Genomic DNA, 25,192 nt, shown 5'->3' with positions numbered 1-25,192 from the left:
TCGATCTTGCGGCCTTCCTTGGCGCTTTCGTAGCCGAGCGAGGCCAGACGCACGCCGCGGGCGCCGGATTCGAAGTCGTACGGGTAGGGCTTGTGCTCGACGAGGGCGCGCATGTACTCCTCACACTTAACGAAAGAAGCATTATCATGACGAATCCAATTCTTTCGATGAACCAGGCCACCATCAAGTACGCCGATCTCGCCACCGCGCTGCGCGTGTGCTCCGAGGCTGGCTACCAGAGCATCGGCCTGTGGCGCGAACCCGTTGAGGAGGTCGGCCTCGACACCGCCGTCAAGATGGTGAAGGACTCCGGCCTGCGCGTATCCACCATGTGCCGCGGCGGCTTCTTCACCATGGAGGAGGGCCCGGCCCGCCGTGCATCCATCGACGACAACCGCAAGCTCATCGAGGAGACCGCGGCGCTCGACTGCCACGTGCTCGTACTCGTGGTCGGCGGCCTGCCGGAAGGCTCCAAGGACCTGACCGGCGCCCGTCTGCGCATCGGCGAGGCGCTCGCCGAACTCGAGAAGGACGCGCTCGACGCCGGTGTGACGCTGGCCATCGAACCGCTGCATCCGATGTACTGCACCGACCGCGCATGCGTGTCCACGCTCGGCCAGGCGCTCGACATCGCCGCGCCGTTCAACCCGAAGGCCGTGGGCGTGACCGTCGACACCTTCCACATCTTCTGGGATCCGCAGGTGCAGGAGTCCATCGCCCGCGCCGGTCGCGAGGGCCGCATCGCCACCTATCAGGTGTGCGACTGGAAGACCCCGCTCGAGGCCGACCCGCTGCTCAGCCGTCACTACATGGGCGAGGGCGTGATCGACTTCAAGCCGCTCACCGAGGCCGTATGGAACACCGGCTGGCGTGGCGACATCGAATGCGAGCTGTTCAACCAGAAGATCTGGGACACCGACCCCGCCGTCGTGGCGAAGAAGGTGTCCGACGCCTTCGACAAGGAAGTAGCCCCCTACTGGCCGCTCTGATCCTTAGCCTCCCGCCTTTCCTTCCCCTTGAGGGGAAGGTGGCCGTCGAAGACGGACGGATGAGGTGATCGTGCGCCACGGATGCCATGATGCGCCGCACGCGATGTCATGCACTTCATCCGCCGTCTATCCATATCCAACGTATTCTGTGATCGGTTATCAGGCCTTCGTTCCGAATCATCCTTGGAACGAAGGCCTTTCCTTTTCGCTTCGGTTCTCCCCGGCCGGACGTGGCCTATGATGGAACGCGGAATATTTCGGGGCAATGATCAACGGGAGTATGCATGGTCGAGCATCAGACGAGGCGAACGGTTCAGAAGGAGACGGTTCGTGAGGCGCTGCGACAGACCGACGACTTCGTCTCCGCGCAGAATCTGCATCGTCGACTGCAGGACTCCGGCTCCAAGATCGGTTTGGCCACCGTGTACCGTCAGCTCAACGCCATGGCTGCGGCGGGGGAGGCCGACACCATTCGCATGGGCGGTGAGCAGCTGTTCCGCGACTGCGGCGAGGACGCCACCCGGCACCATCATCATCTGGTGTGCGAACGCTGCGGCAGGACCATCGACATCGAACCGCCGAGCGAGGCATGGTTCCGCAAGGTGGCGCGCGACAACGGCTTCACCGTGAGTCACCACATCCTTGAGATCTTCGGCATCTGCGCCGAGTGCGCCGCCGAATCCAAGCGGGGGAGTGAGCGTACGGGCGTGGATCCGGCGACGGTCTGAAGCGGGCGCTGGAATCCACTTAGATCCGTCCGGGCAGGTTTGCCTGAGCCTGAATGCATTCGCATCGTGGACAAGGTTGTTTGCAGTATGAGAACATCTGCTCTTTGGGGTGCCAACATCCCGTTTTCGCACCGATTTTCGGGAATTTGACGCCCCAAAGAGCAGAATTCAGGTATTTGGCGCCCCAAAATGCTCCCGCGTCAAGGTATCTGCACTCATTGTGTCCGCATCGTGGCCGGCCATGTTCGCAAAGCGAGCAAATCGGCGATTCACAGCGTCAAACGGAAGTTTCAATAGGGGTGCGGCGGGTGTTTCGTGCTGTGAATTGCTGATTTCGGGTGTTTTGCGCTGTGAAAACGGTGCGCAGTGGGAACGATGTGCCGTCGAAGGTGGAGTGAGGGCGTGGGTTGGATGTATGGCGTGTGGATGTGCACGTTGGATGGATGCATGCCGTGCGGATGCGTGCCATGTGACTGCATGGCGTTGGGTTCGTGCTGAATGCGCATCGTGCGAATGCGTGCCGTGCGGATGCATGGTGTGTGGCTGTGTGCCGTGTGGATACGCGCGTTGGGTGCGTGCTGAATGCGCGATGGCTGTGCTCGACACGCTGATGATAATGAATCTCATTAAGGCATGTATACTGAGCATCGCAGTTATTGATAACGGATATCAATATGGATTGATCCGGTTGATTCCGACAACGATAGACGATGAGGAATGCCATGATGATGGAGAAGATGTGCGCAAAGTCCAATGGACTGAAACGAGTGGTGGCCGGCGTTGCTGCGCTGGTGATGATCGGCGGGCTCGCGGCCTGCGGCAATGCCGGCTCGAGCTCCGTCGACGGCAACGCGTCCGCGAACGCCGACGGCACGATCGAAGTGGTCGCCAGCATCAATCAGTGGGGATCGGTGGCGCGTGATCTCGGCGGCGACAAGGTGGACGTCAAGTCCATCATGACCGCCACCAACGTGGAGGCGCACGACTACGAGCCCACGTCCTCCGACATCGCCGTGTTCTCCAAGGCGCAGGTGGCCGTGGTCAACGGCGCCGACTACGACTCCTGGGCGTCCAAGGCCGCCGACGCCACCAAGGCCACCGTGGTGGACGCCGCCGAAACCGCGGGAAAGAAGGACGGAGACAACCCGCACGTCTGGTTCTCGCACGATGTGCGTGAGAAGACCGCCGACGCCATCACCGCGGCCTATGTGAAGGCCCTGCCTGACCAGAAGGAGTACTTCGAGCAGCAGCACGAGGCCTGGGAGAAGAAGGAGCAGGCGGTCGAGGACAAGATCGACGCCGCCAAGGCCACGACCCAGGGCGTGCCGTACGCCGCCAGCGAATCCGTGGCCTGGTACCTCGCCGACGATCTGGGCATGACCGACGCCACCACCGACGGCTACAAGAACGCCAGCGCCAATGAGAGCGAACCGTCGCCCGCCGACATCAAGGCGTTCGTGGATGCGCTCGAATCCGGTTCGATCAAGACGTTCGTGCTCAACACCCAGGAGGAGGACTCCACCACCAAGCAGCTGATCGACGCCGCCAAGAAGGGCTCCGTGCCCACGGTCGAGCTCACCGAGCAGATGCCCAAGGAATACGACGACCTCACCGACTGGATGGGCGCCCTCGTCGACGACTTCGCTGCCGCCGTCAAGCAGTAGGGGGCTTTCTCTCTTCCTTCCCCTTGAGGGGAAGATCAGTCAGGCTCTCCACCTTTTCCTTCCCCTTGAGGGGAAGGTGGCCGTCGTAGACGGACGGATGAGGTGATCTCGCCGATGAGACGCACTCCATCCGTCTGTCTGCCCGTCCGCCACGACGGTCAGAATCCGCGCCGACTACCGGCCCAGCGACTGGGCGTTTTCGATGAGCGCGTTCTTCAGATCGCCTTCGAGCTGACGCATCTTCACTTCGGCGGCCTCGCGGTTGGCCTTGCCTTCGCGCTGGATCTGCACGGTCTCGCGCAGCGTGGAGATCAGCTCGGAGTTGACCTTCTCCAGCGTTTCGATGTCCACCACGGAACGTTGGTTCGCCCTCTCCGCCTCCACGGCGCTCTGGTGCAGCGCACGGGCGTTGGCCTGAATGAGCCGGTTGGTCACGTCGTCGGTCTTCTTCTGCAGTTCGAGCGCCTGACGCTGGTTCTCCAGACCGAGCGCGATCACCATCTGACTCTTCCACACCGGGATCGTGGTGGAGATCGTCGTGTCGATCTTGTCGCACACCATCTGGTCGGCGTTCTGGATGATCTTGATCTGCGGCGCGGTCTGCAGGCAGATCACGCTCACGCGGTCCAGATCATCCAGCCGCTTGGCGAACCGTTCCAGCTTCGCCTTGAAATCGGAAAGAATCTGCGCCTGCATCGGGTCCTGCGACGCCTTGGCCTGCTCCTCGAGCTTGGGCAGCTGGTTCGTGTTGAAGTCGTCGAGCGCCTTCTTTCCGGCGAGCACGGTGATCTTGAGATCGCGGTACTGCTCGGCGTTGCGGTCATACATGGTGTTGAACATGCTGATGTCGCTCGTCAGCTGGCTTTGCGCCCGCTCGAGCTGACTGACGATGTCGTCGATCTGCGACGACACCTTCTCGTAACGGCGGCGCAGCTTGGCGATGCTCACGGCCACGGTGCCGAGAATCGGGATCTTCTTCACGCCGCTGAGCTCGGCCTCATCCACGGTGACGAGCAGTCCCTGCAGCAGCTCGCCCGCCTGTCCGGCGTCCTTGGAACGGGTGTGGGACAGGATGTCGTCGGCGAAGCTCGAGGTGGCGCGCTGCACGTCCTTGCCGTAGGAGGATTCGATGCCCGAACGCGTCAGATCAAGCGATTCGGCCAGCTGAACCACCCGGGCCTGATCGGCCGGGCTCAGTTTGGCGATCTGCTGGTCGGGGGTGACGGCCACGTCCGCTTCGGCCGTGGTGGGGGTCGTCAGATCGGAGCCGGTGGTCGTGTTCGATCCGGCGAGGTCGCTGAGTGAGATTTCCTTCATGATTGATTGAGCCTTTCTATACGGAACGTTGTGGGGGGGGGGGATTGCGGCTGGTGGCTCCCCTCAGTCGGCTTTGCCGACAGCTCCCCTCAGCGAGGGGAGTCGGAGGACTGTTCCCTCAGCCCTCAGCCCTGCTGCTTCTGCAGGATGGCGATGATGGCCTGCATGGCGTCGTTGCTCGGCAGTTCGGTCACCGACGTCACCTGATCCACCGTGCCCGGCACGCCGAAGCGCTTGATGCCGTCGGTTCCGCTGAAGTTCGCGGACCGGAATCCGTGCTGCTGCCATGCCAGCTTCTGCACATCGTCGCTCTTCAGCAGATTGAGCAGCTTATGTCCCTTGTCGTCGAGCGGGATCAGCATGTGCGTGCTCCACACGGTGGGAGTGGGGTAGACGATCACGATGTCGTCCTTCACCTGCTTCCACGCGTCGGGCTGGTTGACGGCCAGATCGAGCACCTGGTTCTCGTAGCCGATCATCATGGGCTTGGAGCCCACGCCGAGCGTAAGGAACTGGTTGAAGCTGTCCTCCGAGCTGGAGTCCATCCAGCCGGACTTGCCGAAGATCGCCTGGATGGTGGCGCCGTCGCGCTGCACCGAATCGGTGGTCGCCGGCTGTCCGCCGTTGAGCACGTCGGCCACGAGTGCCGCGTATTCATTGCCGGAGTTCGACTTCACCGGGTCGGTGGAGTCGATGCGGAACTGTCCGTATCCGCCGGACCAACCCACGTCGGCCCAGCTCTTGTTGTTCTTCATCGCGTCCACGGCCTTGGCCATGTCGATGTGGTAGACGCCGTTCTCCTGACTCATCAGACCGCTCGCCACGAGCGAATCGGCCACCTGCTTGTGCGTGTAGATCACGATCGGGCTGTTGAACACGATGTCGGCGCCGGACGTGTCGATCTTCTGCGCCTTGCCATATTCCACCGCCACCTTGGACGAGGGGAACAGGTAGCTCATGCCGCTGCGGTCGGCGGTCATCATGTCGAGCGATCCGGCCTTGCGGTAGTCGACGTCCAGGCCGTTCTTCTTGGCGAGGTCAAGGAATTTCTGGTCCTCGAACAGACTGATCTTCTCACCGCCGAGATATCCGGTGACCGTTTCGGTCTTGACCGGCGTGGGCGTGTTTTTCTGCTGCCATCCGCGGAACGCCACAGCGCCGCAGATGACCAGCACCACGACCAGCAGCGCGGCCAGACCTATGATCTTCGATTTTCCGATTTTCACCGATTTCCTCCCTGCACGTTCGACCCCTGCACGTTGCCGTCCGACGTGTGTTCGTGCTGCGCACCCTGCGTCGCCGTCGCCGTGTATCCGTCCATGCTCGCCAGACGAACGATCGCGTCGGAATCGGCGGACAGGGCGAGCGTCTTGGCCTCCACCGCGCGAGACAGTTCACCCGCCGCCGTCTGCTCAAGCACCTGCAGCGCCTCGATGGTCTCCGCGCGCGCCTTGCTGATCTGATCCGTGGCACCGGACTGCTCTACCTCCACGTAGCCGCGCAGCAGCTTCTCGGTCTGCACGCCGTACACGTTCACGTAGTGGCGCAGCGTGTCGTACGACTGCGGGTTGGATTCCACGAACTGCACGAGCGCGCGCGTGGCCACGGCGAAGTCGTCGACCTCCTTGCCCACGAACTGATCGCGCACCTGGGAGCGCAGCTTGCCGATGGCGCTGAGGTTCGCATTGGCGGCGTCGATGGCCTCCACGGCCTTCTGCCCGTTGGGTATGGCGGAGGCGAGCACCTGACCGAGCTTGCGCTCGGGCTGGGTGAGGAAGCCCACGCCCACATAGCCGGCCACGGCCAGAATCAGGGCGACCACGATTCCGGGGATTCCACCGCCGCAGATCCAGAATCCCAGTAGTGCGAGCACCAGGCCCGCGACGAAGCTGGCGATGACGCTGAGCATCAGTTGTATCCCTTCACCTGACGGAACACGGTGGCCAGATCCTCGGTGCGACCGTCGAACACCTTGGCGTTCGACAGGCTCGCCAGTTCGTTGAGCTGGCTGGGATCGGCCTCGCCGAACATGATCGGGAAGATCGGCACCTCATGGCCGTTGGCCTTGTAGTCGGCGGTGAACGCGTCCTTGTTGCCGGTCTGCGACTGGCCGTCGGTCATGAGCACGATCGCCGTGGTGTACTTGGAAAAGTCGCTGGGCATGTTGTCCTTCAGCGCGGCCTCGAGTCCCGCGTAGATGTCGGTGCCGCCGTTCGGCTGGGTGTCGGCTCCCGTGTTCAGGATGGCGCTCGTGTCGGCGCCGGTGGTCTTGGTGGGGCTGAAGGCGTCGGAGGAGAACGGGATGAGCACGTTCACGTCGTCGTTGCCCGGCTCGATGTGGGCCTGCTTGGCCTGATCGGGGTCGAGCGCCGCCTTGAGTCCGCGCACTACGCCGTCCTTGCCCGAACCGTCCATGGATCCGGAGTAGTCCACCACCCATACGGTCCAGCTGGGCTTCCTGAGGATGGTCTGGTAGACGCGCAGCGACGAGTCGATCACGTCGGCCGAGGGCATGGGGATGGTCTTGAGTGCAGACGACGCGGTGTTGATGCCCCATTCGGAGCGGAACGAGTCCTTCACCTTGGCGTTGTCGGCGTAGGTGAGCACGCCGCCGAGGCCGGTACGGCGGCCGGATTCCTCGAACAGCAGCTTGGCGCTCTTGGACTGCAGCGCCTTGCTGAACTCGCCGAATGCCTTGTCGGTCTTCTGCCCGCGGTCCACGTAGCCGAGCGGCGAGTCGGACACGGCGATGCCGTCGGCGGGGTAGATCGCCACGAGCGGATCCTTGCCGTCCTTCGTCAGCTGTTTGTCGGCCTGGATGACCAGCGATTCATAGTTGACCATCGCATCGAACCGGTCGGGGTTGGCCACGACCATGTCCTTGAGCCAGTCGGATGAACCGGACGAACGATCCACGCCCGACAGCAGCGTCTTGACCGAGTTCTGCACGTCGGTCTTGTTGAGATCGTCCTGCGTGAGCGCCTGACCGGTCTTGGCGATGGCGGTCAGGAACGCCAGATAGGCGGATGCGCCCGAGTTCGACTGCGTGGCGCTGGTCATCGAGAACTTCAGCTGCCCGGACTGCACGGCGTCGATGATGTCCGTCGTGGCCACCGACTTGGTCGTGCCGTCGTCATTCGCCCATCCGAGCTGCTGGGCCTTCTTCTTCGCGATGCCGAACACGATCGGCGTGGTGGACGTGCTCTGCGTGTTCTTGACGATGTGCTTGGTGTCGCCCATCGAGATCCACATGCTCGACGCCGGCCATACGGCGTCGTAGTCGCCGCCGCCGTTCTCGAGCGTGTTCATGATGTCGAGCGAACCCATGTAGTCGAGCGTGACGGCCACCTTGGAGTCGTCCGCGGCCTTCTGGATCGCGCCCGCCACCTCACGGTTCTCGGAGCCCGACGCGATCTTCAGCGTGGCGGTGGGGGAGCCGGACTTGGGTTTGAACTCCTGGGTCTTGACGTCGCCCGACGTCGGCGTGGTGGAATACGAGCCGTCCGACACGTTGCCGGATCCGCCGTTCGCGTTATCGTTGCCGCCCGCGCATCCGGCCAGCATCATGGCCGTGGCCAGCACCGTCGCCACCACCGCGACCGTACGTTTTCTCAATGCCTGTGTTATCGATGCGGTTCGTGGTCCGAGCATCCTGTCTCCCCTGTCGAGGCCCTTCCAGCGTCTGTTTGGCGGAAGGGCACATATCCTTATGATCATTGTCGATCGTGAACGTTGCCATAGGAGGGTACGAAGTTGAACGCATGGTGAACTCTGCATGTATTCCGCATATCACGCTGGTAGTTTGCGTATTTCATGTTCCGAACGAGGTGTTCCGTCCGGTTCCGGCGCGCGAGTACAGTACCGTCCCGTGGTTCGCATGCATACGATCAAACGGGCGAGCGCCGACGCCAAGTACCGGCAGATGACGGGCAGCCCGATCCGGCCGCTGATCCTGCGGCTGTGTCTGCCGGCGGTGATCTCCAATCTGGTCACCACCGCCTACAATCTGACCGACACGTTCTTCATCGGACAGCTCGGCACCTCCCAGTCCGGCGCGATCGGCATCGCATTTTCGATCATGACCGTGTTGCAGGCCATCGGATTCTTCTTCGGCAACGGCGCGGGCAACTCCATGAGTCGTGAACTGGGCAAACGCAACGACGATCGTGCGGCCAGACTGCTGGCCGTCGGTTTCGCCGGATCGGTATTGTGCGGCCTGACCGTGGCGATCATCGGACTGCTCACGTTGCATCCGCTGGTCATGATGCTCGGCTCCACCACCACCATCGCGCCGTACGCCGTGCAGTATCTGACGCCGATCCTCATGGCCGCGCCCTGCGTGTGCGGATCGTTCTCGCTCAACGGACTGCTGCGTTATCAGGGTCAGTCGGCGTTCGGCATGATCGGACTGGTGACCGGCGCGCTACTCAACTTCCTGCTCGCTCCGCTGTTCATCTTCGTGCTGCACATGGGCATCTTCGGCGCGGGACTGGCGACCGGCATCTGCCAGACGGTGAGCTTCGTCATCCTGACGACGATGAGCCGCAAATTCGGTGTGATCCGCCTGTCGCTGCGCAACTGCCGGCCGGACGTGCTGCTGCTGCGCGAGATCGCGGGAGGTGGCCTGCCGTCGCTGGTCCGTCAGAGCGCCGGATCGATCGCCACCACCTGCGTGAACATCGCCGCCAATCCGTTCGGAGACGCGGCCATCGCGGGTATGGCCATCGTGATGCGCATCATGCTCGGCGCCAATTCGATCATCATCGGTTTGGGGCAGGGGTTCCAGCCGGTATGTGGCTACAACTACGGCGCCGGCAAATACGATCGTGTGCGTCAGGCCTACTGGTTCTGCGTGAAGCTCGCCACCGGTGTGCTGCTGGCCCTGGCCGTGCTGATCTGGTCGTTCGCGCCGCAGCTGGTCGAGATCTTCCGTTCCGATCCGGCCGTGGTGGCGGTGGGCGTGGCTGCGTTGCATTTCCAATGCGTCACGGTGGTGACCAACGGCGTGAACATGATGGGCAACATGATGAGTCAGACGCTCGGCAAGACCGGCATCGCCTCGTTCCTCGCCGTATGCCGAACCGGACTGTTTCTGGCGCCCGCCGTGCTGATCCTGCCGCACTTCCTTGGCGTGCTGGGCGTGGAGATGGCGCAGTCCGTGTCCGACATCCTCACCTTCGCCGTCACCATCCCCATCCAGCGGTACATCCTCAGATCCCTGCACCGATAAATCGCCCCCTCCCAAGATGCCACGACGAGACTGCACGCGTGACGGTCAGGCTGCATTCAATGGCAGTGTGCTCCCTCCACGGGAGGGAGCTGTCGCGCGAACGCGCGACTGAGGGAGGGCTCAAACCTCAGACACCCGCCCCTCCCGCCCGCCATACCCAATCCACATACTTCTGCATTGCGCAAAAGTATTGGTCATTTCCCTCGGCCCGTGATCAAATGATCCCGATGGGACAAGCCGAAAGCCGGTTTCGGAAAGGATCGATGATATGAGCGCTACGACCACATGGCACACCATTCGCGAGGCGTCGCTGATCTCGGGACTGCCGGAATCCACGCTGCGCTACTACGAGCAGGTGGGCATCATTCCGCCGATCGCGCGCGATCCGAGTTCCGGGCACCGCGCATACTCCGACGCCGATCTCGAGCGGCTGACCACGATCTCGTGCCTGTCGTCCACCGGCATGCCGCTTGACGCCATGCGCGAGTACCTCGCCAACGCGGCGGAAGGGGCCGAGGGCGCCCGTCGTCAGATGGAACTGCTCGACGCGCAGGCGCTGCGGCTTGCCGCCAGGGCCGAGGTTATTCGTATGCAGCAGGCGTACGTGTCGTTCAAGACGCTCTACTGGCGGGCCGTCGCCGAAGGGCGGGCCGATGATGCCCGGCGTCTGCTGGAGGAGAACTCCGACATCGTGGATAAGGTCAAGCATCTGCAGTCCGACGGCAAGGTGACGGGTGGCGTCGGTCGCTGATTATGCCCGTTGCCGGGTGTTTCGGGTGGATCGTACGAAAACGCTGTCGGCGTAGTCGTTGACTTCAAGCGCTCGAGGTCTATAGGACTAGAAGCGTATAGGAAAGGAGCCTCATATGGGCAAGTCAGGCAAGCGAATTCTGGTCACGTATTTCTCGGCGACGGGCACCACGCGGGCGGTGGCCGCACGACTAGCGACTGCGGCCGACGCCGACATCAAGGAGATCGTGCCGGCGCAGCCGTACACTGCCGCCGACATCGACTGGCGTGATCCGTCCAGCCGCTCGAGCGTGGAGAAGCGTGATCGTTCGATCCGCCCGGCGCTCGACCATCCGATCGACGTGACGCCGTACGACGTGGTGTTCGTGGGATATCCACTGTGGTGGGAGACCGCGCCGCGCGTGGTGCGCACATTCCTGGAGAGCCAGGATTGGAAGGGCAAGACCATCGTGACGTTCGCCACGTCCGGTTCGAGCGTGCGCGGCGCCGACGGCGTGCAGCTGCACGATTCCGCGCCCGACGCCGAATGGGAGAAGGGCCGTCGCCTCGCTGCGAACGTGAGCGAGCGCGAACTGGCCAAGTGGGTCGACGAACTGGGGTTGTGAGCCCAGTTCGGAGTCCTGGTCGCGGTTACTTCACGACCTTGAAGCCGCCGGTCCACGGGGTCTGCTCGGTCACGCCGAGGATGATCTGCAGGGCGCCGTAGCCCTCGAGGTACTGGGCGCGCTTGAGCGGGCCGGCGTCCACGGTCTTCAGTCCGGCGGCCTCGATGAACGCGGCCACGGACTTCTTGGCGTCCTCGTCGTCGGAGGCCAGCTGCACCACGGTGGGGGCGCCGTCGTTGACGCCGAGGGCCAAGGTGGCGGCGAACGTGGTGTTGAAGCCCTTGACGATCGTCGACTGCGGCAGCTTGCCGGCCAGATACTCGGCGGCGGACTTCGCGCCCTCCGGCAGAGCCAGATCGAAGGTGGTGAAGTCGATCGGGTTGGCCACGTCCACCACGGTCCTGCCGGCGAGCTGGTCGGCGTAGGCGGCGAGGACCTCGTCGTAGGCGGGGAACGGCAGGGCGAGCACGACGATGCTGCCGGTGATTTCGGCCGCGCCGAACTTCGCGCCGGTCACGCCTTCGGCGGCCGCGGCGGCCTTGTCGGGGTTGCGGTCGATGACCTGCACGGTCACGCCGGCCTTGACGGCGATGCCCGCCACGGCGGATCCGATGTTGCCTGCGCCGAAGATGGTGATGTTGGTCATGATTGCGTTCCTTTCGGGTGGCTGCCGGCGATGGGTGCCGCCGGCGGTTGCGGGTTTGTGTTTTGGATGATCAAGTTATCTCGCTTCGACATATCTCTTTTCGAGATATCTCGCGGCGTTGGCTATGACTATATACCTCGAATAGAGATATGTCTAAACGTGGCGTGTCGAAACGAGGTATGCTAGAGCCATGAGCCTGATAGAAATGATGATTCTGGGGTTTCTCTCGGAGAAATCCATGTGCGGATACGAGCTGCGCAAGAAGATGGAGCAGCTGCAGGGGTATGCGCGCAAATTCAGCGATGGCGCGATCTATCCCGCCACGACCCGTCTGGTGAACGCCGGACTGATCTCGGAACGCTCCGAACCGCGTGACGGACGCCAGCGCCGCGTGTTCACGCTGCTGGACGCCGGCCGCGAAAAGCTGATCGAGGAGCTGAAAGGGGCGAGCGGCTTTTACATTACCGACATCACCAAATGGACCGTCGTACTCACTTTCCTGAGCGTCGTGCCGGACAAGGCCGACCGTGACGCCGTGCTGCGTCGTCGCTACGATCTGCTGAGCCAGCAGGACATCCACTTCTTCTACTGCGACGCCGGCAATCCGCTGTCGCTCGACCAGATAGACGACCCGTACCGTCGCGGCATCATCAAGGTGCACGACGCCGAGATCGCCGCCGAGATCGCATGGCTGCGCGACGAGCTCGGTCTGGAGTCGGACGGCAAATAAAAAAATCCGCGATTCACAGCATCATTGCCCCGTCATCGGGGTCGGAAAACTTCCGAATGACGCTGTGAATCGCGGATTTTTGCCATAGACCTACCAGCGCACGGAAATACGCTCGCCGATGTGCGCACCGGCGTCGGCCGCGGTCGCCTCGTCAACGATGGCGATGGCGTAGTCGGCGTAGCTGATGACACTGTTGCCCTCATCGTCCGTGGTCAGCTCCTCGCCGGCCAGCACGTAGCGGCCGGTGTGCTCGCCATCGGGCAGGAACTCGGCGGCGGGGGACACGAACGTCCAGCGCACGTCGTTACGCTTGCGGATCACGTCGAGCGCCGCGCCCTGGGCCTTCGACAGCGGCACATACTCGGCCGGGAACTCCGGGGTGTCGAACAGCTGCAGCGTGTGCTCCGGGTTCACGTACAGGCTTCCCGCGCCGCCGACCACGATCAGTCGGGTGCTGGTGCCGGCGAGCGCGTCCGCCAGATGGGCGATCGACTTGGAATGCTGATCCAGCGTGTCCGGCGTCCACGCGCCGAACGCGTCGACGACCACGTCGAATCCGGCGAGATCGGCCGCAGTCAGATCGAACAGATCCTTGACGATGGCGTGCGGCGCGACGGTCCGATTCTCGCCGCGCACGACGGCGGTCACGTCGAGGCCGCGATCGACGGCCTCCTTGACGATGAGACGGCCGGCCTTGCCGTTGGCTGCGATGACTGCGATCTTCGTCATGGGTGTGCTCCTTGTATGTGTGGTGTTCCTTGGCGACTCTTGTGCAGCCGCCGATGGAACAGTACGATATTGAAGTACATTCAAAAACGGAAGAAGGCACCTGAAAGTTCCATAGTTACCAAAAAGGAACTATTGTGCAATTCCAACGATCTGACGAGGTGTGAACATGGTCGATATCACTGCGCTTCCGGCGTGTCCCGTGGAGACAACGCTCACATTGATTTCCGATAAATGGAAGATCCTCATCGTGCGCGACCTGCTCGACGGCACCAAGCGCTTCAGCGAACTGCGGCGGTCCATCGGGCACATCTCGCAGAAGGTGCTCACCGCGAACCTGCGGCAGATGGAGACCGACGGTCTGGTGAGTCGCAAGGTGTACGCCGAGGTACCGCCGCGCGTGGAATACTCGCTGACCGACACTGGCCGTAGTCTGCAGACGGTGATCGACGCCCTGTGGGATTGGGGCGAGCAGTACAAGGAGCGTGTGGGCGTTGCCTGAATCCCGATGCCGGCCCCGATGCTGGGCGATCGTTCGTCGTCGTTCGATCATCCACGGCTATGGCATGATTCGTGATTCGCAGCACCTTTGCCCCGTCGGTGGGGGTGGAGAACTTCCGAAAGACGCTGCGAATCACGGTTGTATCGGCTATTGGCCGTTCTCGCTCACCGAGTCGGCCACGGCCGCCACGAAATCGCGGACTGCCGGCGTCGGATGCTGCGCGTACAGCAGTCCGTACGGCACGGTGATGTCCCAATCCATCGGAATCAGCCGGATGGACGGATGGAAGTTGTGCCAGATGCTCTTCGCCAGCAGCAGATCGCCGGACTGCGCGCACTCGTTGAACGCGTCGAACTCGTACCGCTGCAGATCCACGAGCTCGACATCGGGATTGACCGCAAGCCGTGTCCGTGCATCATCCAGCGCATCGCCACCGCCGATCGGCGGCAGATGCACGCGCTGGCCGGACAGATCATCCACGGTCAGCCGTGCCCGATTCGCCAGCCGGTTTGTCAGCGGCACGCCCATGCACAGCTGGTATTCGGCCAGCTGCACCGCCTGGCACGGATGGTTCCAATTGGTACGGGAGAACCCTGTGACCACCACGTCCACGGTGGCGCCCAGATGATCGAGCTCGTACAGGAATCCGTCCGGCGCGTCCGACAGCGGCACAAGCTCAAGGCGGATCGGGGGATTGTGCGCGGCCATGGTCGGGGCGAGCCGCGACCACAGGTCCAGCAGCGCGGTGGCCGGGCGCAGCAGGGAGACGCCGAGGCGAATGCTGGCATTGGCGCTCGTCATCCTCTGCGCCCGACGTAGCGCATGCTTCGACTCATCGATGATGTCGTAGGCGTCGGCGACCAGCGATGCTCCGGCCGGGGTGAGCGTCACGCCGGCACGTCCTCGCTTGAACAGCGTGAGATGATGCTCTTGCTCGAATCCGTTGACTTGCTTGATGAGCGCCGGCGTGGAGATGTGCAGATGTGCCGCCGCCCGGCCGAAGCTGCCGAGCTCGGCCGAGGCGAGGATCGCGTCGAGGCGTCTGTCGTACATGTGGGCTCCTCATATGTAAACCCATGGTTTATGAATTATGAACCACAAGCATTTATAAACCGTTATTTTCCAACTGTTTCCGAGAATATCATGGCTACTGCAATAACCGAACGAACATACAAATCGCTGTAATCCAAGTCAGGGGACATATGACGGATTCCATCAGAACGACGGCCATGAACGTGCCGCATGCGTCGAATGCAACGAACGCCGCGCAGCCGAACGACGGCACCGCATCCCGCGGCGATCGTCTCTCCTCCAACCTCACCACGTTCGCGGCGGCGGTCGCTTCGTTCCTCGCCGGCATGGACGTGCTCATCGTCAACGTGGCGCTGCCCACCATCGCCGCGGAGCTCGGCGGCGACATGGCCGTGCAACAGTGGGTCGTCGACGGCTACACGCTGCTGTTCGCCGCGCTCCTGCTCCTCGCCGGCAGTCTGACCGACCGATTCGGCGCCAAACGGCTGTTCCTCGCCGGCGCCACCCTGTTCGGCGCGGCCTCGCTGTTCTGCTCGTTCGCCTGGTCCATGACCGCGCTCGTGGCCGGTCGATGCCTGCTCGGCGTGGCGTCCGCGCTGATCCTGCCCGCGTCGATGGCGCTCATCAACGAGGCCAACCCGAACCCGCGCCGACGCTCGTGGGCGCTGACCCTATGGGGCGCGGGTGGCGCGTCCGCATCCGCGGTTGGCCCGCTGCTCGGCGGCCTGCTCACGCCGATCCACTGGAGTCTCGTGTTCGACATCAACGTGCCGTTCTGCCTCATGATCTTGGCGGTCGCGCATTGGATCAAGCCGTCGCCGCACCGGGCCATCCGCTTCGACTGGCTCGGTCAGACGTTGTCGTTGATCGGCCTGACCGCGCTCGTCGCAGGCATCATCGAAGTCGGTTCGATCGGATTCGCGGTACCCGCCACGCTCGCGCTGCTGGCGGCCGGACTGATCGCGCTCGCCGCGTTCCTGCTCTCGCAGAAGAAGGTCGCCGCACCGATGATGCCGCTGAACCTGTTCCGTGTTCGCGGCATGCAGGTGGCGTTGCAGATCGGCTTCATCATGATCTTCAACTGGTACGGCATGGTGTTCATCTGCACGATGTTCCTCCAGAACGAACTGCACATGACCCCGTTCGCCGCCGGACTCGTGTTCGTGCCGTCCGCATTCGTCACGATCATCGGCAACCTCGCCGGCGGACAGATCATCAACGCCCGCGGATCCAAGTTCTCGATCACGCTCGGACTTGCGATCATGATCGTCGGCTTTCTGATCGAATTCCTCACGCCCGCGCCGATCCCTGTCTGGGTGATCGCCACCGGGCTCAGCGTCGTCGGATTCGGCGCGGCCATCACCACGCCGTCCGCCGCCGGCGTGGTGCTCAAAAGCGTGGACTCCGCGCAGGCCGGCATCGCCTCGGCCATGTTCAACACGTTCCGTCAGGTCGGCGGCGCGATCGGCGTGGCCGTATTCGGCGTGATCGCCACATTCCTGCCCAGCCTCACGCTCGCCCTGCGCAGCGTGTTCCTCGCCTCCGCGATCCTGCTCGCCTACGTACTCGTCTTCGAACTCCTTCGCTGGCGTGATCGCTGACCAACATGCGACCCTATGACCGAATCGTGATCAATACGGTCATAGGGTGAGTCGCATGACGCAAACGGTGCAATGGGATTCGGAACAGTATCTGCGATTCAGGAACGAGCGCACGCAGCCGTCGCGTGATCTGGCGATGCAGCTGCCGCCGGACGACGGCGAGGTCCGCCGTGTGCTCGACATCGGCTGCGGGCCGGGCAACAGCACCGCCGTACTGCGCGATCGCTATCCGCATGCGGAGATCCTCGGCGTCGACAGCTCCCCGGAGATGATCGACGCCGCACGCAAAGCTCACCCCGACATCGACTTCGCATTGTGCGACGTGTCGAAAACCGAAGACCTTGACGCACTGCCGCACGACTTCGACGTCGTGTTCTCCAACGCGTGCATCCAATGGGTGCCGGACCATCCGCGGCTCATCCCCGCGCTGCTCGGGCTCCTGCGCCACGGCGGCATACTCGCCGTACAGACGCCGATGAACTACGAGGAGCCAATCCACCGCATCATCGCCGACGTCGTGCACACGCCGCGGTACGCCGACCGGCTCCCGCAGCAACGCGAATTCTTCAACCTCACCCCGCCTGAATACTGGGAGCTGCTGCACGGCAGCGATCTGGTGGAGGCCTTCCGCATCTGGAAGATCACATACATGCACAACCTGCCCTCGCACGCGGCCATCATGGACTGGTACCGCGGCACCGGACTGCGGCCATACCTGCAGGCGCTCGCGGACGACGCCGAACGCGCCGCCTTCGAGGACGAGATCTTCCGCCGCGTGCGCGACGCCTACCCCACACAGTCCGACGGCAGCATCATCTTCCCCTTCCCGCGATTCTTCCTCACCGCCGTACGCGGATAGTAGGGCATTGCCTGGCGACTCGGCGCGGCGGCTCGCGTCATTCGGGAATCTATGGGTTCTGCGCGGAGAGGAGCTCCGTCATTCGTCTCGGGCTGACGCAATGCCCGGGGAAGTGTTCGATGAGCTTCCGATCGGACGTGATGACAACGTCGCAATGCGATTGGTGCGCGGCGGCGATGATGAGATCGTCCGCGAAGTCGTCATGGCGGTCGCGTAGCAGCATGGCCTCATCGCATGTCGTCTGATCGATGGCGACGATGTCGCAGATCCTGCGGGCAAGCTCGACGCAATGCCATGGTATCCGTCGTGTGACCATGCGTATCGTGGCCGCCTCCAAAGGGGAACGGTCGCCGGCACTGGCCTCTGATCGGGCTTCGGTGTTCGCGTCCATGTGGCCGAACTGTCTGCGAATCATCATCTCGGAAATGTAGGCGATGTCTTTCAACGATGTGGATGCGCAAAGCAGAGTGACATCGTGGAGCACGCACATCTTCAGCATGGTCGTTACGTGTTCCGCCGCATCGTTCCTGCGCATGAGATGATCCAGCAGAACATTGGTATCCAGGAGTGCGCGGCGTGGGGAAGTTCGGGGAAATGCGTCGGGTGTGCTCCCGTGATCGCTGCCGATGCTGCCATCGAGGGGATCGGGTGGCGGGCCGCCGGTTGGCAAGAGGGCGGTCATCATTCGCCCCTCTCCATGGCGAGGTACTCGTCGAGGCGCTGGCCGTACATGGCATCGCCGATGTCGCTGGGCGATTCGTCATCAAGCAGATCGCCGAACGGGTCGTCCGAGGCGTCGATGGCGCCGACCTGTGCGAGCTCCTTTTGGGCATATCCGGCCGATTCGTCGATGAGGGCCAGCTTGCGTAGCCGTTGTCGCTGCCGGGCCTCCTCCTCGGCGGTGGTTTCCAGTAGGGGCAGCTGCTGTCGGTCGGCGATATACGACCAGACGGAACGGATCATGTCGCTGGCCGACGCGCCGTTTCTGCGTAGAACATCATCGACGGTCGCCTTGAGCTGCGCATCGATGCGCACATTCATCTGCACGGTCGTCATGATAGGTTTCCTCTCGCTCGTCGTTGATGCTGCTATACAGTATAGCAGCATCAACGACGAGCGAAAGCGGCGCAGATGCATGCCTTGCAAAAACGACGATCGGCCGACTCTCGGTAACGCCCGGCTGTGCCGGTTACGCCCAATCGTCGGCCTCCTGAATGTAGCTTCCGGGGGAGCAGAGTACCTTTACCGTGTCTGGCAATAATGTTTCTGTGCTCGACGATGACGTTTCCGAGTCGTCGACCAACCCGCTGACCATCTTCTCCGACCTGTCGGAACGGCCGCAATACAATCTGCCGGGACTGCCGCTGTATGGTCGACGTGACAATCTGCGTCGGTTCGGCTACAGGATCGTCTGCCACTGGCATCGCGACTTCGAATTCATCCACGTGGTCTCCGGCGAGACGATGCTGGTCGTCAACGGCGAGACGAGAAGGATGCGCGCCGGCGAGGGCGTGTTCATCAACTCGCGACGACTGCACTACCTGTTTTCCGACGAACGCGAGGACTGCCGATTCGTGACGGCGATGGTCGACCCGGTGTTCTTCGGCGGACTGTGGCCGGATCTGGCGCGCGCGATGCTGGGCCGCATGGACGACGATATGAGCGACTACGTGATGCTGAACGCCGATGAGTCAGCCGATCGTAAACTGCTGTTCGGCATCGATGGATTCGAACGGACGATGGGTGCATGCGTGCATGACCGGCTGCGTTCGCTGGATGCCGTATCGCAGGCGGCCACGCTGTGTTCGCTGGCGTTGGAGCGGGTGGTGGAGGTGCCGAAACCCATTGACGGAAGTGCCGGGCGGCGGATCTCCGGCCGGGCGGGTTCCACGCCTCCTTCCTCGCCTGATTCGCTGCGCACGTTCCTTGCCATGGTGGCGTTCATCCATGCCAATATCGCGTCGAAGATCACGCTTGACGACATCGCCCACGCCGGACTGGTCGGCCGCCGGGCGTGCTGCGAGCTGTTTCGCCGTCATGCCGGTCGTACGCCGAACGAGTATCTGACCGACTATCGCATCGGCAAGGGTCGCGAACTGCTGGCTGGCGGCGATATGGCCGTCGGCGAGATCGCCGCGGCGTGCGGCTTCTCGTCGACCGCCTATTTTGGTTACGTGTTCCGCCGACGCATGGGCTGCTCGCCGAGCGAATACCGTGCGCGGGAGTGCGAATAGGCTGAGTCGGTCGCTGATCGTCGGTTGTCGGTCGTCGGGAGGTCTCGTTCCGTCGATGAGTATTGTCGGTGCGGACGGTTAGCGTGGTAGCCCATGTGTTCCTTGTGTTGCGTGATGGCGGGTGCCTGCCCGCAGACCGGCGGCCTTCCCGGCCGGTGTTAGTCGATGCCGCCATGTTCTCGGACGTGTCTCTGCCGGCGTCGTCCAAATCCGGCGAACCCGGGATATGGCAATATTCATCGTCATCATGACCATCGGCGCACGCCACGTAGTGCACTGCACATGCATTGCACATCGCACACGCATTGCACATCGCACATTCGTTTATTCATTCATCGAATGAAGTGGTTCCCGTGTGCGCCGTAACACAGAAAGCATACCCGAATCATGTCTGGGAATACCCAATCCGTAACGTCCACCGTACCGGAAACCGCATCGGCGGATCCGCGCGAAAACGGCTGGATACGCCACGTCACGCTACTGCTCACCGGTCAGGCGTTCTCGCTGCTCGGCTCCAACATCGTGCAATACGCCATCTGGTGGTGGATCGTCATGCAGGAGAAAAGCGGCTGGTCCATGCTGCTCGCCACCCTGTTCGGCGTGGTGCCGCAGGGTGTCGTGTCGATTTTCGGCGGGTCCATGGCCGACCGGTACGATCGCAAGCGACTCGTCATGCTGCCGGACCTTGTCATCGCCGCCGTCACCGTGCTGCTGTCGGTGAGCTTCGCGACCGGCTGGGCGAATCTGTCGCTGATCTTCGCGGTGCTGTTCATCCGATCGGCGGGCGGCGGCATCCAAACGCCCGCCGTGCAGTCGTTCATTCCCGACGTCGCGCCCGCCGGGAAACTGCTGCGCGTCAACTCGATCTACGGCATCATCAACTCGGCGAACCTCATCGTCGCGCCGGCGGCGGCCGCCGTGCTCATCAACATCGTGCCGCTATGGTCGATCCTGCTCGTCGACGTGACGACGGCCGTGATCGGCGTCGGATTCGTCGCACTGATCCGTGTGCCGAAAAGACCGGCGGCGGTACGGCACGATCAGGACGGCGCGATGCCGGCCGCAACCGACGGCGCGAGTCCGATCGTCTCCGGCATCCGCCGTACGTTCGCTGATCTCCGGGACGGCTTCGCCTACACGATGAAACACCCGTACCTGCGCGGCGTGATCATCGGCGACGCGCTCACCTGCATCATGTCTGTCGCGCCGATGAACCTTACGCTGCTGCTCATGACCCGCGAATATGACGGCATCGATCTGAACCTTGGATTCGTGAACTTCACCACCGCGTCCGACAAGCTCGCCGCCAACGAACTCGGGTGGAGCATCGGCATGCTGATCGGCGGCGCGCTCATGTCGTCGATCGGCGCACGGATGCTGCACAGCAGCCGCATGCAGATGCGTATGGCGGCGTGCGCGGTCTCGCTTGTGGGCCTGAGCATCGTCGGCCTCGGCATCGCGCCGAATCTGCTCGTGTATCTTGTCGTCGACGTGGTGAGCGGCGTGGCGTCGGCCATGTGCCTCGGCCCGGTGCGCACCATCATGCAATCCGAATCCGACGAGTCGATGACCGGTCGCGTGTTCGGACTCGACACCACGATGACGACGTTCGCGCTGCCGATCGGCATGCTCGTCTTCGCGCCCCTCGCCGACGTGATCCCGATCGGCTGGGTGTTCATCGCCGGCGGCCTGCTTACCCTGCCCGGAGCTTGGTACATGCTGCGAATCTCGCGGATCGACATCGACCGCTGACCGGGTACTGCAACGAAAAGCGCGTGACGCGTTGCGGGGCCGTCAGGTCGCCTGGCAGTCGGTGTGGTAGCGGTCGGCGGTGGCGACGCCGTGAAGCATGAGATCGGTCATGATGTCGGCGAGCTCGCCGTCCGGTACGTCCATGTCGTGCAGTACCCACTGGCTGACCACTTCGCAGATCGCGCCAGCCCAATAGGCGGCGGCGTACCGTGGCCCGACCTCATGACGGAAGGCGCTGCCGTTCATGCTCGCACGCATCCGTTCGCGTAGCCGGTCGGCCTGTCCGGCCCGCAGGATCAGCCGGTACTGCGGGGCGATGCGGCGCACGCCGGCCAGCATGGTCAGCCATGCCTCGCGGGTCTGCGTCATCGGATCATATCGGAGCAGACTGCGGTTGATCTCCTCGAAGATGGCGGTCAGGAAACCGTCGAGAATCGCCTCCTTCGAGGCGTAGTTGCGGTAGTAGGCGTTGCGGGAGACGCCGGCCCGCCGCGCGATGTCGGTAACGGTGATGGAGGCGAACGATTTCGTCTCCATCAGTTGAATAAGCGCCCCTTCGATGCATTCGCGCACGAAGGCGTTGGACTCCTCGTTGTTGCGATGCAGCGTGGCCAGTCGGCGGTCGTCGGGGCGCGCGTCGGATCGGACCTCGGTATATCCACCGGATTCACCGGATGAGCGGGAATGGTCGTTCGTCGCCATGTCACAGTTCCTTGCGTTCTGTCATCGCCGAGCCGCAACGGCTTGCGGCGGTTGTTCGTCGATGATTATCGTCGGTGATGTCACATCTGTACCACCATAATCGGGAAAGCGAACAACAGCCATGAACGACGCCCATCGCAGCAAGATCATCCTCGTTACCGGCGCATCCAGCGGCATCGGCAAACGGACCGCGCTCGCACTTGCGGCACAGGGGCACGTCATCATCATGCATGGTCGAAACCCGCGCAAGACACGGGAGGCTCGCGACTGGGTCGTCGAGCGAACCGGCAATCGCAACGTGCACGCCCGCGTCGCCGATCTGTCGCTGATGAGCGAAGTCGCGCGGTTCGCCGATGACATCGCCGCGAGCTTCGATCATCTTGACGTGCTCGTCAACAATGCCGGCGGACAGTTCGGCTCCGTCCGTGAAACCACGGCGGAAGGCCACGAGAAGACGTTCGCCATCAACACGCTCGCGCCGTTCCTCCTGACGAACCTACTGCTGCCGTTGCTGGAACGCAGCCCATCCGCGCGCATCGTCACCGTCGCCAGCGAATCCTACCGTCAGGGCGGGCGCCCGATTCTCGACGACATCGAATTGGAACGCAGCTATTCGATGCCGCGCGCTTACGGTCTTTCGAAGCTGTATGTCTGGTGGCTCATGCGTCAGTTCGATGCGCGGCTCAAAGCGGACGGTGTGCGCAACGTCACGGTGAACACGGTGGAACCGGGGTCCGCGGTGACTGCGCTGCAGCGGGAGTCGATCCGCAAATCACTGTGGATGCTGCCGTTGCTCATCCTATGGCTGCCGTTTATCCGCACCGCCGCCCACGGTGCGCGCACCAGCGTGCTTATGGCGACCGACCCGTCGGTGGAAGGCGTGAGCGGTGAATTCTGGGGCAATGGACGCCGTAAGCGCATCAGCGCCAAATGGTTGTCGGAGGAAGGGGAACGCCGCATCTGGGATTATTGCGCGCATGCCTGCGCGCCGTATCTCGGTGAGGCGTCCACGTTGGCCGGTCGGGGTACGGGCGAAACGGGGTTGTGGCCTGAATCCTGAGGCGTTATGCAGGGGATCTCCGGCGGGATTGAGCCGAATCGATTGATTTGACTTGTCTAACTCGGTGTTCTGTGTGGATTTAAGGGTCATGCGGACACCAATCCTCGAGTTCTGTGCGGAGAAAACGGCATAGGCGAAGTATGGCCGTTGGAATTCCAAGGGTCATACTTCGGATTTTGCTCCAGCGGCGCACAGAACTCGAGGATTGGTGTCCGCGGCCCGGGAAAATCCGCACAGAACTCGAGGATTGCCGTTGATATGGCCCGCACGGGGCGGTTCCAGGGTTGAGGGCGAGAGCGGGGGCGTGGAATCGTCGGATGGGCGCCGCGCGATCAAATCGCTGATCAACGTCGATACGATCCGAGCATGGACCCGAAAGCAATGCCCGATACCTATGGAAAAGCGGCTCCATCGTACGATGGAGCCGCCCGCTATGAATGTATGAATGCGCATGCGTCTCGTGCGAGCCACGAACTACTTGGACAGGAACTCCTGGTAGTTCTTCGCGGCCTCGGTCAGCGCCTCGTCGGAGATGCCGAAGGATGCGAACGTCACGAACGGCTTGACCCAGGTGGCGCCGATGTGGTGGGCGGTGCCGTCGAACGGGATGAGCACCTGATCGATGGTGTAACGGTTGTCGCCGTCCGGCTGGTACTTCGACTCGGGCGAACCGGTGGAGACGGCCACCGCGAACTCCTTGCCCTCGAACGCGTGACCGTCGCCGCCGTACGCCCAGCCGTGCTCAAGCACCTCGTCCTCCCAGGTCTTCAGCAGTGCGGGGGAGGAGAACCAGTACAGCGGGAACTGGAACACCACGCGGTCGGCGGCCTCGACGGCGGCCTGCTCGGCCTTGACGTCGATCTTGCCGTCCGGGTACAGCGCGTACTCGTCGCGCACGGTCACGTTCGGCGTCTTCTCGGCCGCGGCGGCCAGAGCTGCGTTGACGTGGGACTGGCCCTTCAGATCGGGATGGAATACAAGCACCAGAGTCTTCATGGGATATCTCCTTCGCTATATGGATGTCGATGTACGGTTCATACTAATACCTCGAAACGAGATATTGAAGTGCTGCATCCACTTTCTCAGACGATTCGCCGAAACGTTGGTGTATACGTTCTGGGCGAACGTTGGCGGAAAGTGCATGCCCGGAGTGGTCGTCTCGTGTGGTCATCTCGTGTGGTCGTCTCGTGTGGTCGTCTCGCGGGTGGCCGCCGTCGTGGGCGTGGGTGTGGACGCGGGGCGTAGGTGCGGGGCGTGGCAGCGGTCTCACCACGGCAGCGGCTGGCCGTCGCGGAAGAAGCCGCCGGTCGGACCGTCGTCGGGCAGCATGGCGGCCCAGGTCACGCTTTTTGCGCTCACCTCGACCGGGCGACCGAACATGCCCGAGCCGAACGTGTCGGTGATGTCCGGACAGGCCGCGTTGACGAGGATATGGTCCTTGGCCAGCTCCTTCGCGGTTTTGATCGTCAGGCCGTTGAGTGCCAGCTTGGAGAGGCCGTATCCGGAGGCCGGGATGCCCATCGCGCCGTGCAGGAACCCGTACTGCGGGTCGCCGTAGGAGCCGGCGCCACTGGACACGTTGACGATGCGGCCGTGCTCGGACCTGCGCAGCAGCGGGATGAACTTCTGCGTGACGTTCCACGTGCCGATCACGTTCGTGTCGAGCACCGCGCGCATCTCGGCGAGATCCTGCTGCTCGACGGACGCTCCCGCGCGCATCGACGCCGCGTTGTTGACGAGCACGTCGAGCCGGCCGAACCGGCGGCCGATCTCCGCCGCGGCCGCGGAGACGCTGACTTCGTCGGTCGTGTCCATCACCACGTAGTCGGCGGAGATGCCGGCATCGATGAGCTCCTGCGTGAGTTCGGCGAGCTCCGGCCGGCGCGCGGCGAGAATCACGTGGTATCCGGCCTCGCCGAGCTGACGGGCCGTCTCATAGCCCAGTCCGCCCTTGCGGCCCGAGCCGGTGATCAGTGCGATCTGCATGATTGCGTCCTTTCCGTTTCCCGTTGCTGTTTTCGTTGTCGTGCCGTGATGCGTTGCGGTGTTCCGGTGTGCCGGGGTA

The 25,192-nt window shown here is 63.1% G+C and carries 24 protein-coding genes and 1 pseudogene; 13 read left to right on the top strand and 12 right to left on the bottom strand.

Translation table 11 applies throughout. The annotated features are described in order from the left end of the window. Positions 1 to 146: 146 nt before the first annotated feature. The 3 genes from D2E23_RS04685 to D2E23_RS04675 all read left to right on the top strand — a co-directional run bounded on the left by D2E23_RS04685 (position 147) and on the right by D2E23_RS04675 (position 3,381). Positions 147 to 989 (top strand): sugar phosphate isomerase/epimerase family protein, encoded by an 843-nt coding sequence (locus D2E23_RS04685; RefSeq protein WP_206431992.1) that lies wholly within the window; start codon positions 147 to 149, stop codon positions 987 to 989. Between the two features lie 284 nt (positions 990 to 1,273). Further along, positions 1,274 to 1,717 (top strand): Fur family transcriptional regulator, encoded by a 444-nt coding sequence (locus tag D2E23_RS04680; protein WP_126029816.1) that lies wholly within the window; start codon positions 1,274 to 1,276, stop codon positions 1,715 to 1,717. 737 nt (positions 1,718 to 2,454) lie between these two features. Then, positions 2,455 to 3,381: a metal ABC transporter solute-binding protein, Zn/Mn family gene (locus tag D2E23_RS04675; RefSeq protein ID WP_126029851.1), complete on the top strand. Its 927-nt coding sequence runs from the start codon at positions 2,455 to 2,457 to the stop codon at positions 3,379 to 3,381. A gap of 174 nt (positions 3,382 to 3,555) precedes the next feature. Here D2E23_RS04675 and D2E23_RS04670 read toward each other — a convergent pair whose 3' ends face one another. The 4 genes from D2E23_RS04670 to D2E23_RS04655 all read right to left on the bottom strand — a co-directional run bounded on the left by D2E23_RS04670 (position 3,556) and on the right by D2E23_RS04655 (position 8,313). After that, positions 3,556 to 4,698 carry a toxic anion resistance protein gene (locus D2E23_RS04670; RefSeq protein ID WP_126029815.1) on the bottom strand — a complete coding sequence of 381 codons (1,143 nt, stop codon included), beginning with the start codon at positions 4,696 to 4,698 and terminating at the stop codon, positions 3,556 to 3,558. Positions 4,699 to 4,823: 125 nt separating this feature from the next. Next, complete coding sequence (locus tag D2E23_RS04665; RefSeq protein ID WP_164520673.1) at positions 4,824 to 5,924, bottom strand: substrate-binding domain-containing protein; 1,101 nt, start codon at positions 5,922 to 5,924, stop codon at positions 4,824 to 4,826. After that, positions 5,921 to 6,607 carry a 5-bromo-4-chloroindolyl phosphate hydrolysis family protein gene (locus D2E23_RS04660; protein WP_126029813.1) on the bottom strand — a complete coding sequence of 229 codons (687 nt, stop codon included), beginning with the start codon at positions 6,605 to 6,607 and terminating at the stop codon, positions 5,921 to 5,923. Before D2E23_RS04660 ends, D2E23_RS04665 begins: the two co-directional genes overlap by 4 nt. Then, positions 6,607 to 8,313 carry a VWA domain-containing protein gene (locus D2E23_RS04655; protein WP_241227210.1) on the bottom strand — a complete coding sequence of 569 codons (1,707 nt, stop codon included), beginning with the start codon at positions 8,311 to 8,313 and terminating at the stop codon, positions 6,607 to 6,609. The genes D2E23_RS04660 and D2E23_RS04655 overlap by 1 nt, the downstream gene beginning before the upstream one ends. Positions 8,314 to 8,566: 253 nt before the next feature. On the opposite strand from D2E23_RS04655, the gene D2E23_RS04650 reads away from it, so the two are divergent. From D2E23_RS04650 to D2E23_RS04640, 3 genes are all read left to right on the top strand, one after another. Continuing rightward, positions 8,567 to 9,928 carry an MATE family efflux transporter gene (locus D2E23_RS04650; RefSeq protein ID WP_126029812.1) on the top strand — a complete coding sequence of 454 codons (1,362 nt, stop codon included), beginning with the start codon at positions 8,567 to 8,569 and terminating at the stop codon, positions 9,926 to 9,928. 268 nt (positions 9,929 to 10,196) lie between these two features. Next, positions 10,197 to 10,679, top strand: a complete 483-nt coding sequence (locus D2E23_RS04645; protein WP_126029811.1) for a MerR family transcriptional regulator — start codon at positions 10,197 to 10,199, stop codon at positions 10,677 to 10,679. 115 nt (positions 10,680 to 10,794) lie between these two features. After that, a complete protein-coding gene (locus tag D2E23_RS04640; protein ID WP_126029810.1) occupies positions 10,795 to 11,283 on the top strand; it encodes a flavodoxin in 489 nt (162 codons plus the stop codon). 25 nt (positions 11,284 to 11,308) lie between these two features. Here D2E23_RS04640 and D2E23_RS11805 read toward each other — a convergent pair. Further along, positions 11,309 to 11,935: pseudogene (locus D2E23_RS11805) on the bottom strand (NADPH-dependent F420 reductase); the annotation flags it as partial. Positions 11,936 to 12,119: 184 nt separating this feature from the next. Here D2E23_RS11805 and D2E23_RS04630 point away from each other — a divergent pair. Next, positions 12,120 to 12,659 carry a PadR family transcriptional regulator gene (locus D2E23_RS04630; RefSeq protein WP_126029808.1) on the top strand — a complete coding sequence of 180 codons (540 nt, stop codon included), beginning with the start codon at positions 12,120 to 12,122 and terminating at the stop codon, positions 12,657 to 12,659. Between the two features lie 90 nt (positions 12,660 to 12,749). Here D2E23_RS04630 and D2E23_RS04625 read toward each other — a convergent pair whose 3' ends face one another. Next, entirely contained in the window at positions 12,750 to 13,388 is a 639-nt protein-coding gene (locus tag D2E23_RS04625; RefSeq protein WP_126029807.1) for an NAD(P)-dependent oxidoreductase, read from the bottom strand. A gap of 166 nt (positions 13,389 to 13,554) precedes the next feature. Between D2E23_RS04625 and D2E23_RS04620 the strand changes: the two genes are divergently transcribed. Continuing rightward, a complete protein-coding gene (locus D2E23_RS04620; RefSeq protein WP_126029806.1) occupies positions 13,555 to 13,887 on the top strand; it encodes a winged helix-turn-helix transcriptional regulator in 333 nt (110 codons plus the stop codon). A gap of 147 nt (positions 13,888 to 14,034) precedes the next feature. On the opposite strand, the gene D2E23_RS04615 is transcribed toward D2E23_RS04620, so the two are convergent. Beyond that, positions 14,035 to 14,940, bottom strand: coding sequence for a LysR family transcriptional regulator (locus D2E23_RS04615; RefSeq protein ID WP_126029805.1), 906 nt, complete (start codon positions 14,938 to 14,940; stop codon positions 14,035 to 14,037). A 149-nt stretch (positions 14,941 to 15,089) separates the two neighbouring features. Between D2E23_RS04615 and D2E23_RS04610 the strand changes: the two genes are divergently transcribed. Together D2E23_RS04610 and D2E23_RS04605 are read left to right on the top strand one after the other, a co-directional pair. Further along, positions 15,090 to 16,520 (top strand): MFS transporter, encoded by a 1,431-nt coding sequence (locus tag D2E23_RS04610; RefSeq protein WP_240541486.1) that lies wholly within the window; start codon positions 15,090 to 15,092, stop codon positions 16,518 to 16,520. Between the two features lie 55 nt (positions 16,521 to 16,575). Further along, positions 16,576 to 17,379 carry a methyltransferase domain-containing protein gene (locus D2E23_RS04605; protein WP_126029804.1) on the top strand — a complete coding sequence of 268 codons (804 nt, stop codon included), beginning with the start codon at positions 16,576 to 16,578 and terminating at the stop codon, positions 17,377 to 17,379. Between the two features lie 49 nt (positions 17,380 to 17,428). On the opposite strand, the gene D2E23_RS04600 is transcribed toward D2E23_RS04605, so the two are convergent. Together D2E23_RS04600 and D2E23_RS04595 are read right to left on the bottom strand one after the other, a co-directional pair. Next, positions 17,429 to 18,061 carry a PIN domain-containing protein gene (locus D2E23_RS04600; RefSeq protein WP_126029848.1) on the bottom strand — a complete coding sequence of 211 codons (633 nt, stop codon included), beginning with the start codon at positions 18,059 to 18,061 and terminating at the stop codon, positions 17,429 to 17,431. After that, on the bottom strand, positions 18,061 to 18,435 hold the full coding sequence (locus D2E23_RS04595) for a type II toxin-antitoxin system RelB/DinJ family antitoxin (RefSeq protein WP_126029803.1): 375 nt from the start codon (positions 18,433 to 18,435) through the stop codon (positions 18,061 to 18,063). The genes D2E23_RS04600 and D2E23_RS04595 overlap by 1 nt, the downstream gene beginning before the upstream one ends. A gap of 191 nt (positions 18,436 to 18,626) precedes the next feature. Here D2E23_RS04595 and D2E23_RS04590 point away from each other — a divergent pair, with 191 nt between their 5' ends. Together D2E23_RS04590 and D2E23_RS04585 are read left to right on the top strand one after the other, a co-directional pair. Then, positions 18,627 to 19,613: an AraC family transcriptional regulator gene (locus tag D2E23_RS04590; protein ID WP_126029802.1), complete on the top strand. Its 987-nt coding sequence runs from the start codon at positions 18,627 to 18,629 to the stop codon at positions 19,611 to 19,613. Positions 19,614 to 20,000: 387 nt separating this feature from the next. After that, the gene (locus D2E23_RS04585; protein ID WP_126029801.1) at positions 20,001 to 21,365 is read left to right on the top strand and encodes an MFS transporter; all 1,365 of its coding nucleotides are present in this window, start codon (positions 20,001 to 20,003) and stop codon (positions 21,363 to 21,365) included. 42 nt (positions 21,366 to 21,407) lie between these two features. Here the strand turns inward: D2E23_RS04585 and D2E23_RS04580 are convergent, their stop codons facing one another. Beyond that, a complete protein-coding gene (locus D2E23_RS04580) occupies positions 21,408 to 22,067 on the bottom strand; it encodes a TetR/AcrR family transcriptional regulator (protein ID WP_126029800.1) in 660 nt (219 codons plus the stop codon). Between the two features lie 121 nt (positions 22,068 to 22,188). On the opposite strand from D2E23_RS04580, the gene D2E23_RS04575 reads away from it, so the two are divergent. Beyond that, positions 22,189 to 23,127, top strand: coding sequence for an SDR family NAD(P)-dependent oxidoreductase (locus tag D2E23_RS04575; RefSeq protein WP_126029799.1), 939 nt, complete (start codon positions 22,189 to 22,191; stop codon positions 23,125 to 23,127). Positions 23,128 to 23,601: 474 nt separating this feature from the next. Here the strand turns inward: D2E23_RS04575 and D2E23_RS04570 are convergent, their stop codons facing one another. Together D2E23_RS04570 and D2E23_RS04565 are read right to left on the bottom strand one after the other, a co-directional pair. Then, positions 23,602 to 24,123: an NAD(P)H-dependent oxidoreductase gene (locus tag D2E23_RS04570; protein WP_126029798.1), complete on the bottom strand. Its 522-nt coding sequence runs from the start codon at positions 24,121 to 24,123 to the stop codon at positions 23,602 to 23,604. A gap of 270 nt (positions 24,124 to 24,393) precedes the next feature. Then, positions 24,394 to 25,113 (bottom strand): SDR family NAD(P)-dependent oxidoreductase, encoded by a 720-nt coding sequence (locus D2E23_RS04565; RefSeq protein WP_126029797.1) that lies wholly within the window; start codon positions 25,111 to 25,113, stop codon positions 24,394 to 24,396. Positions 25,114 to 25,192 lie beyond the last annotated feature (79 nt).

It is taken from the genome of Bifidobacterium callimiconis (assembly GCF_003952005.1).
GTDB classification, from domain to species: Bacteria; Actinomycetota; Actinomycetes; order Actinomycetales; family Bifidobacteriaceae; genus Galliscardovia; species Galliscardovia callimiconis.
This window is presented reverse-complemented; position numbering and strand designations above follow the sequence as displayed.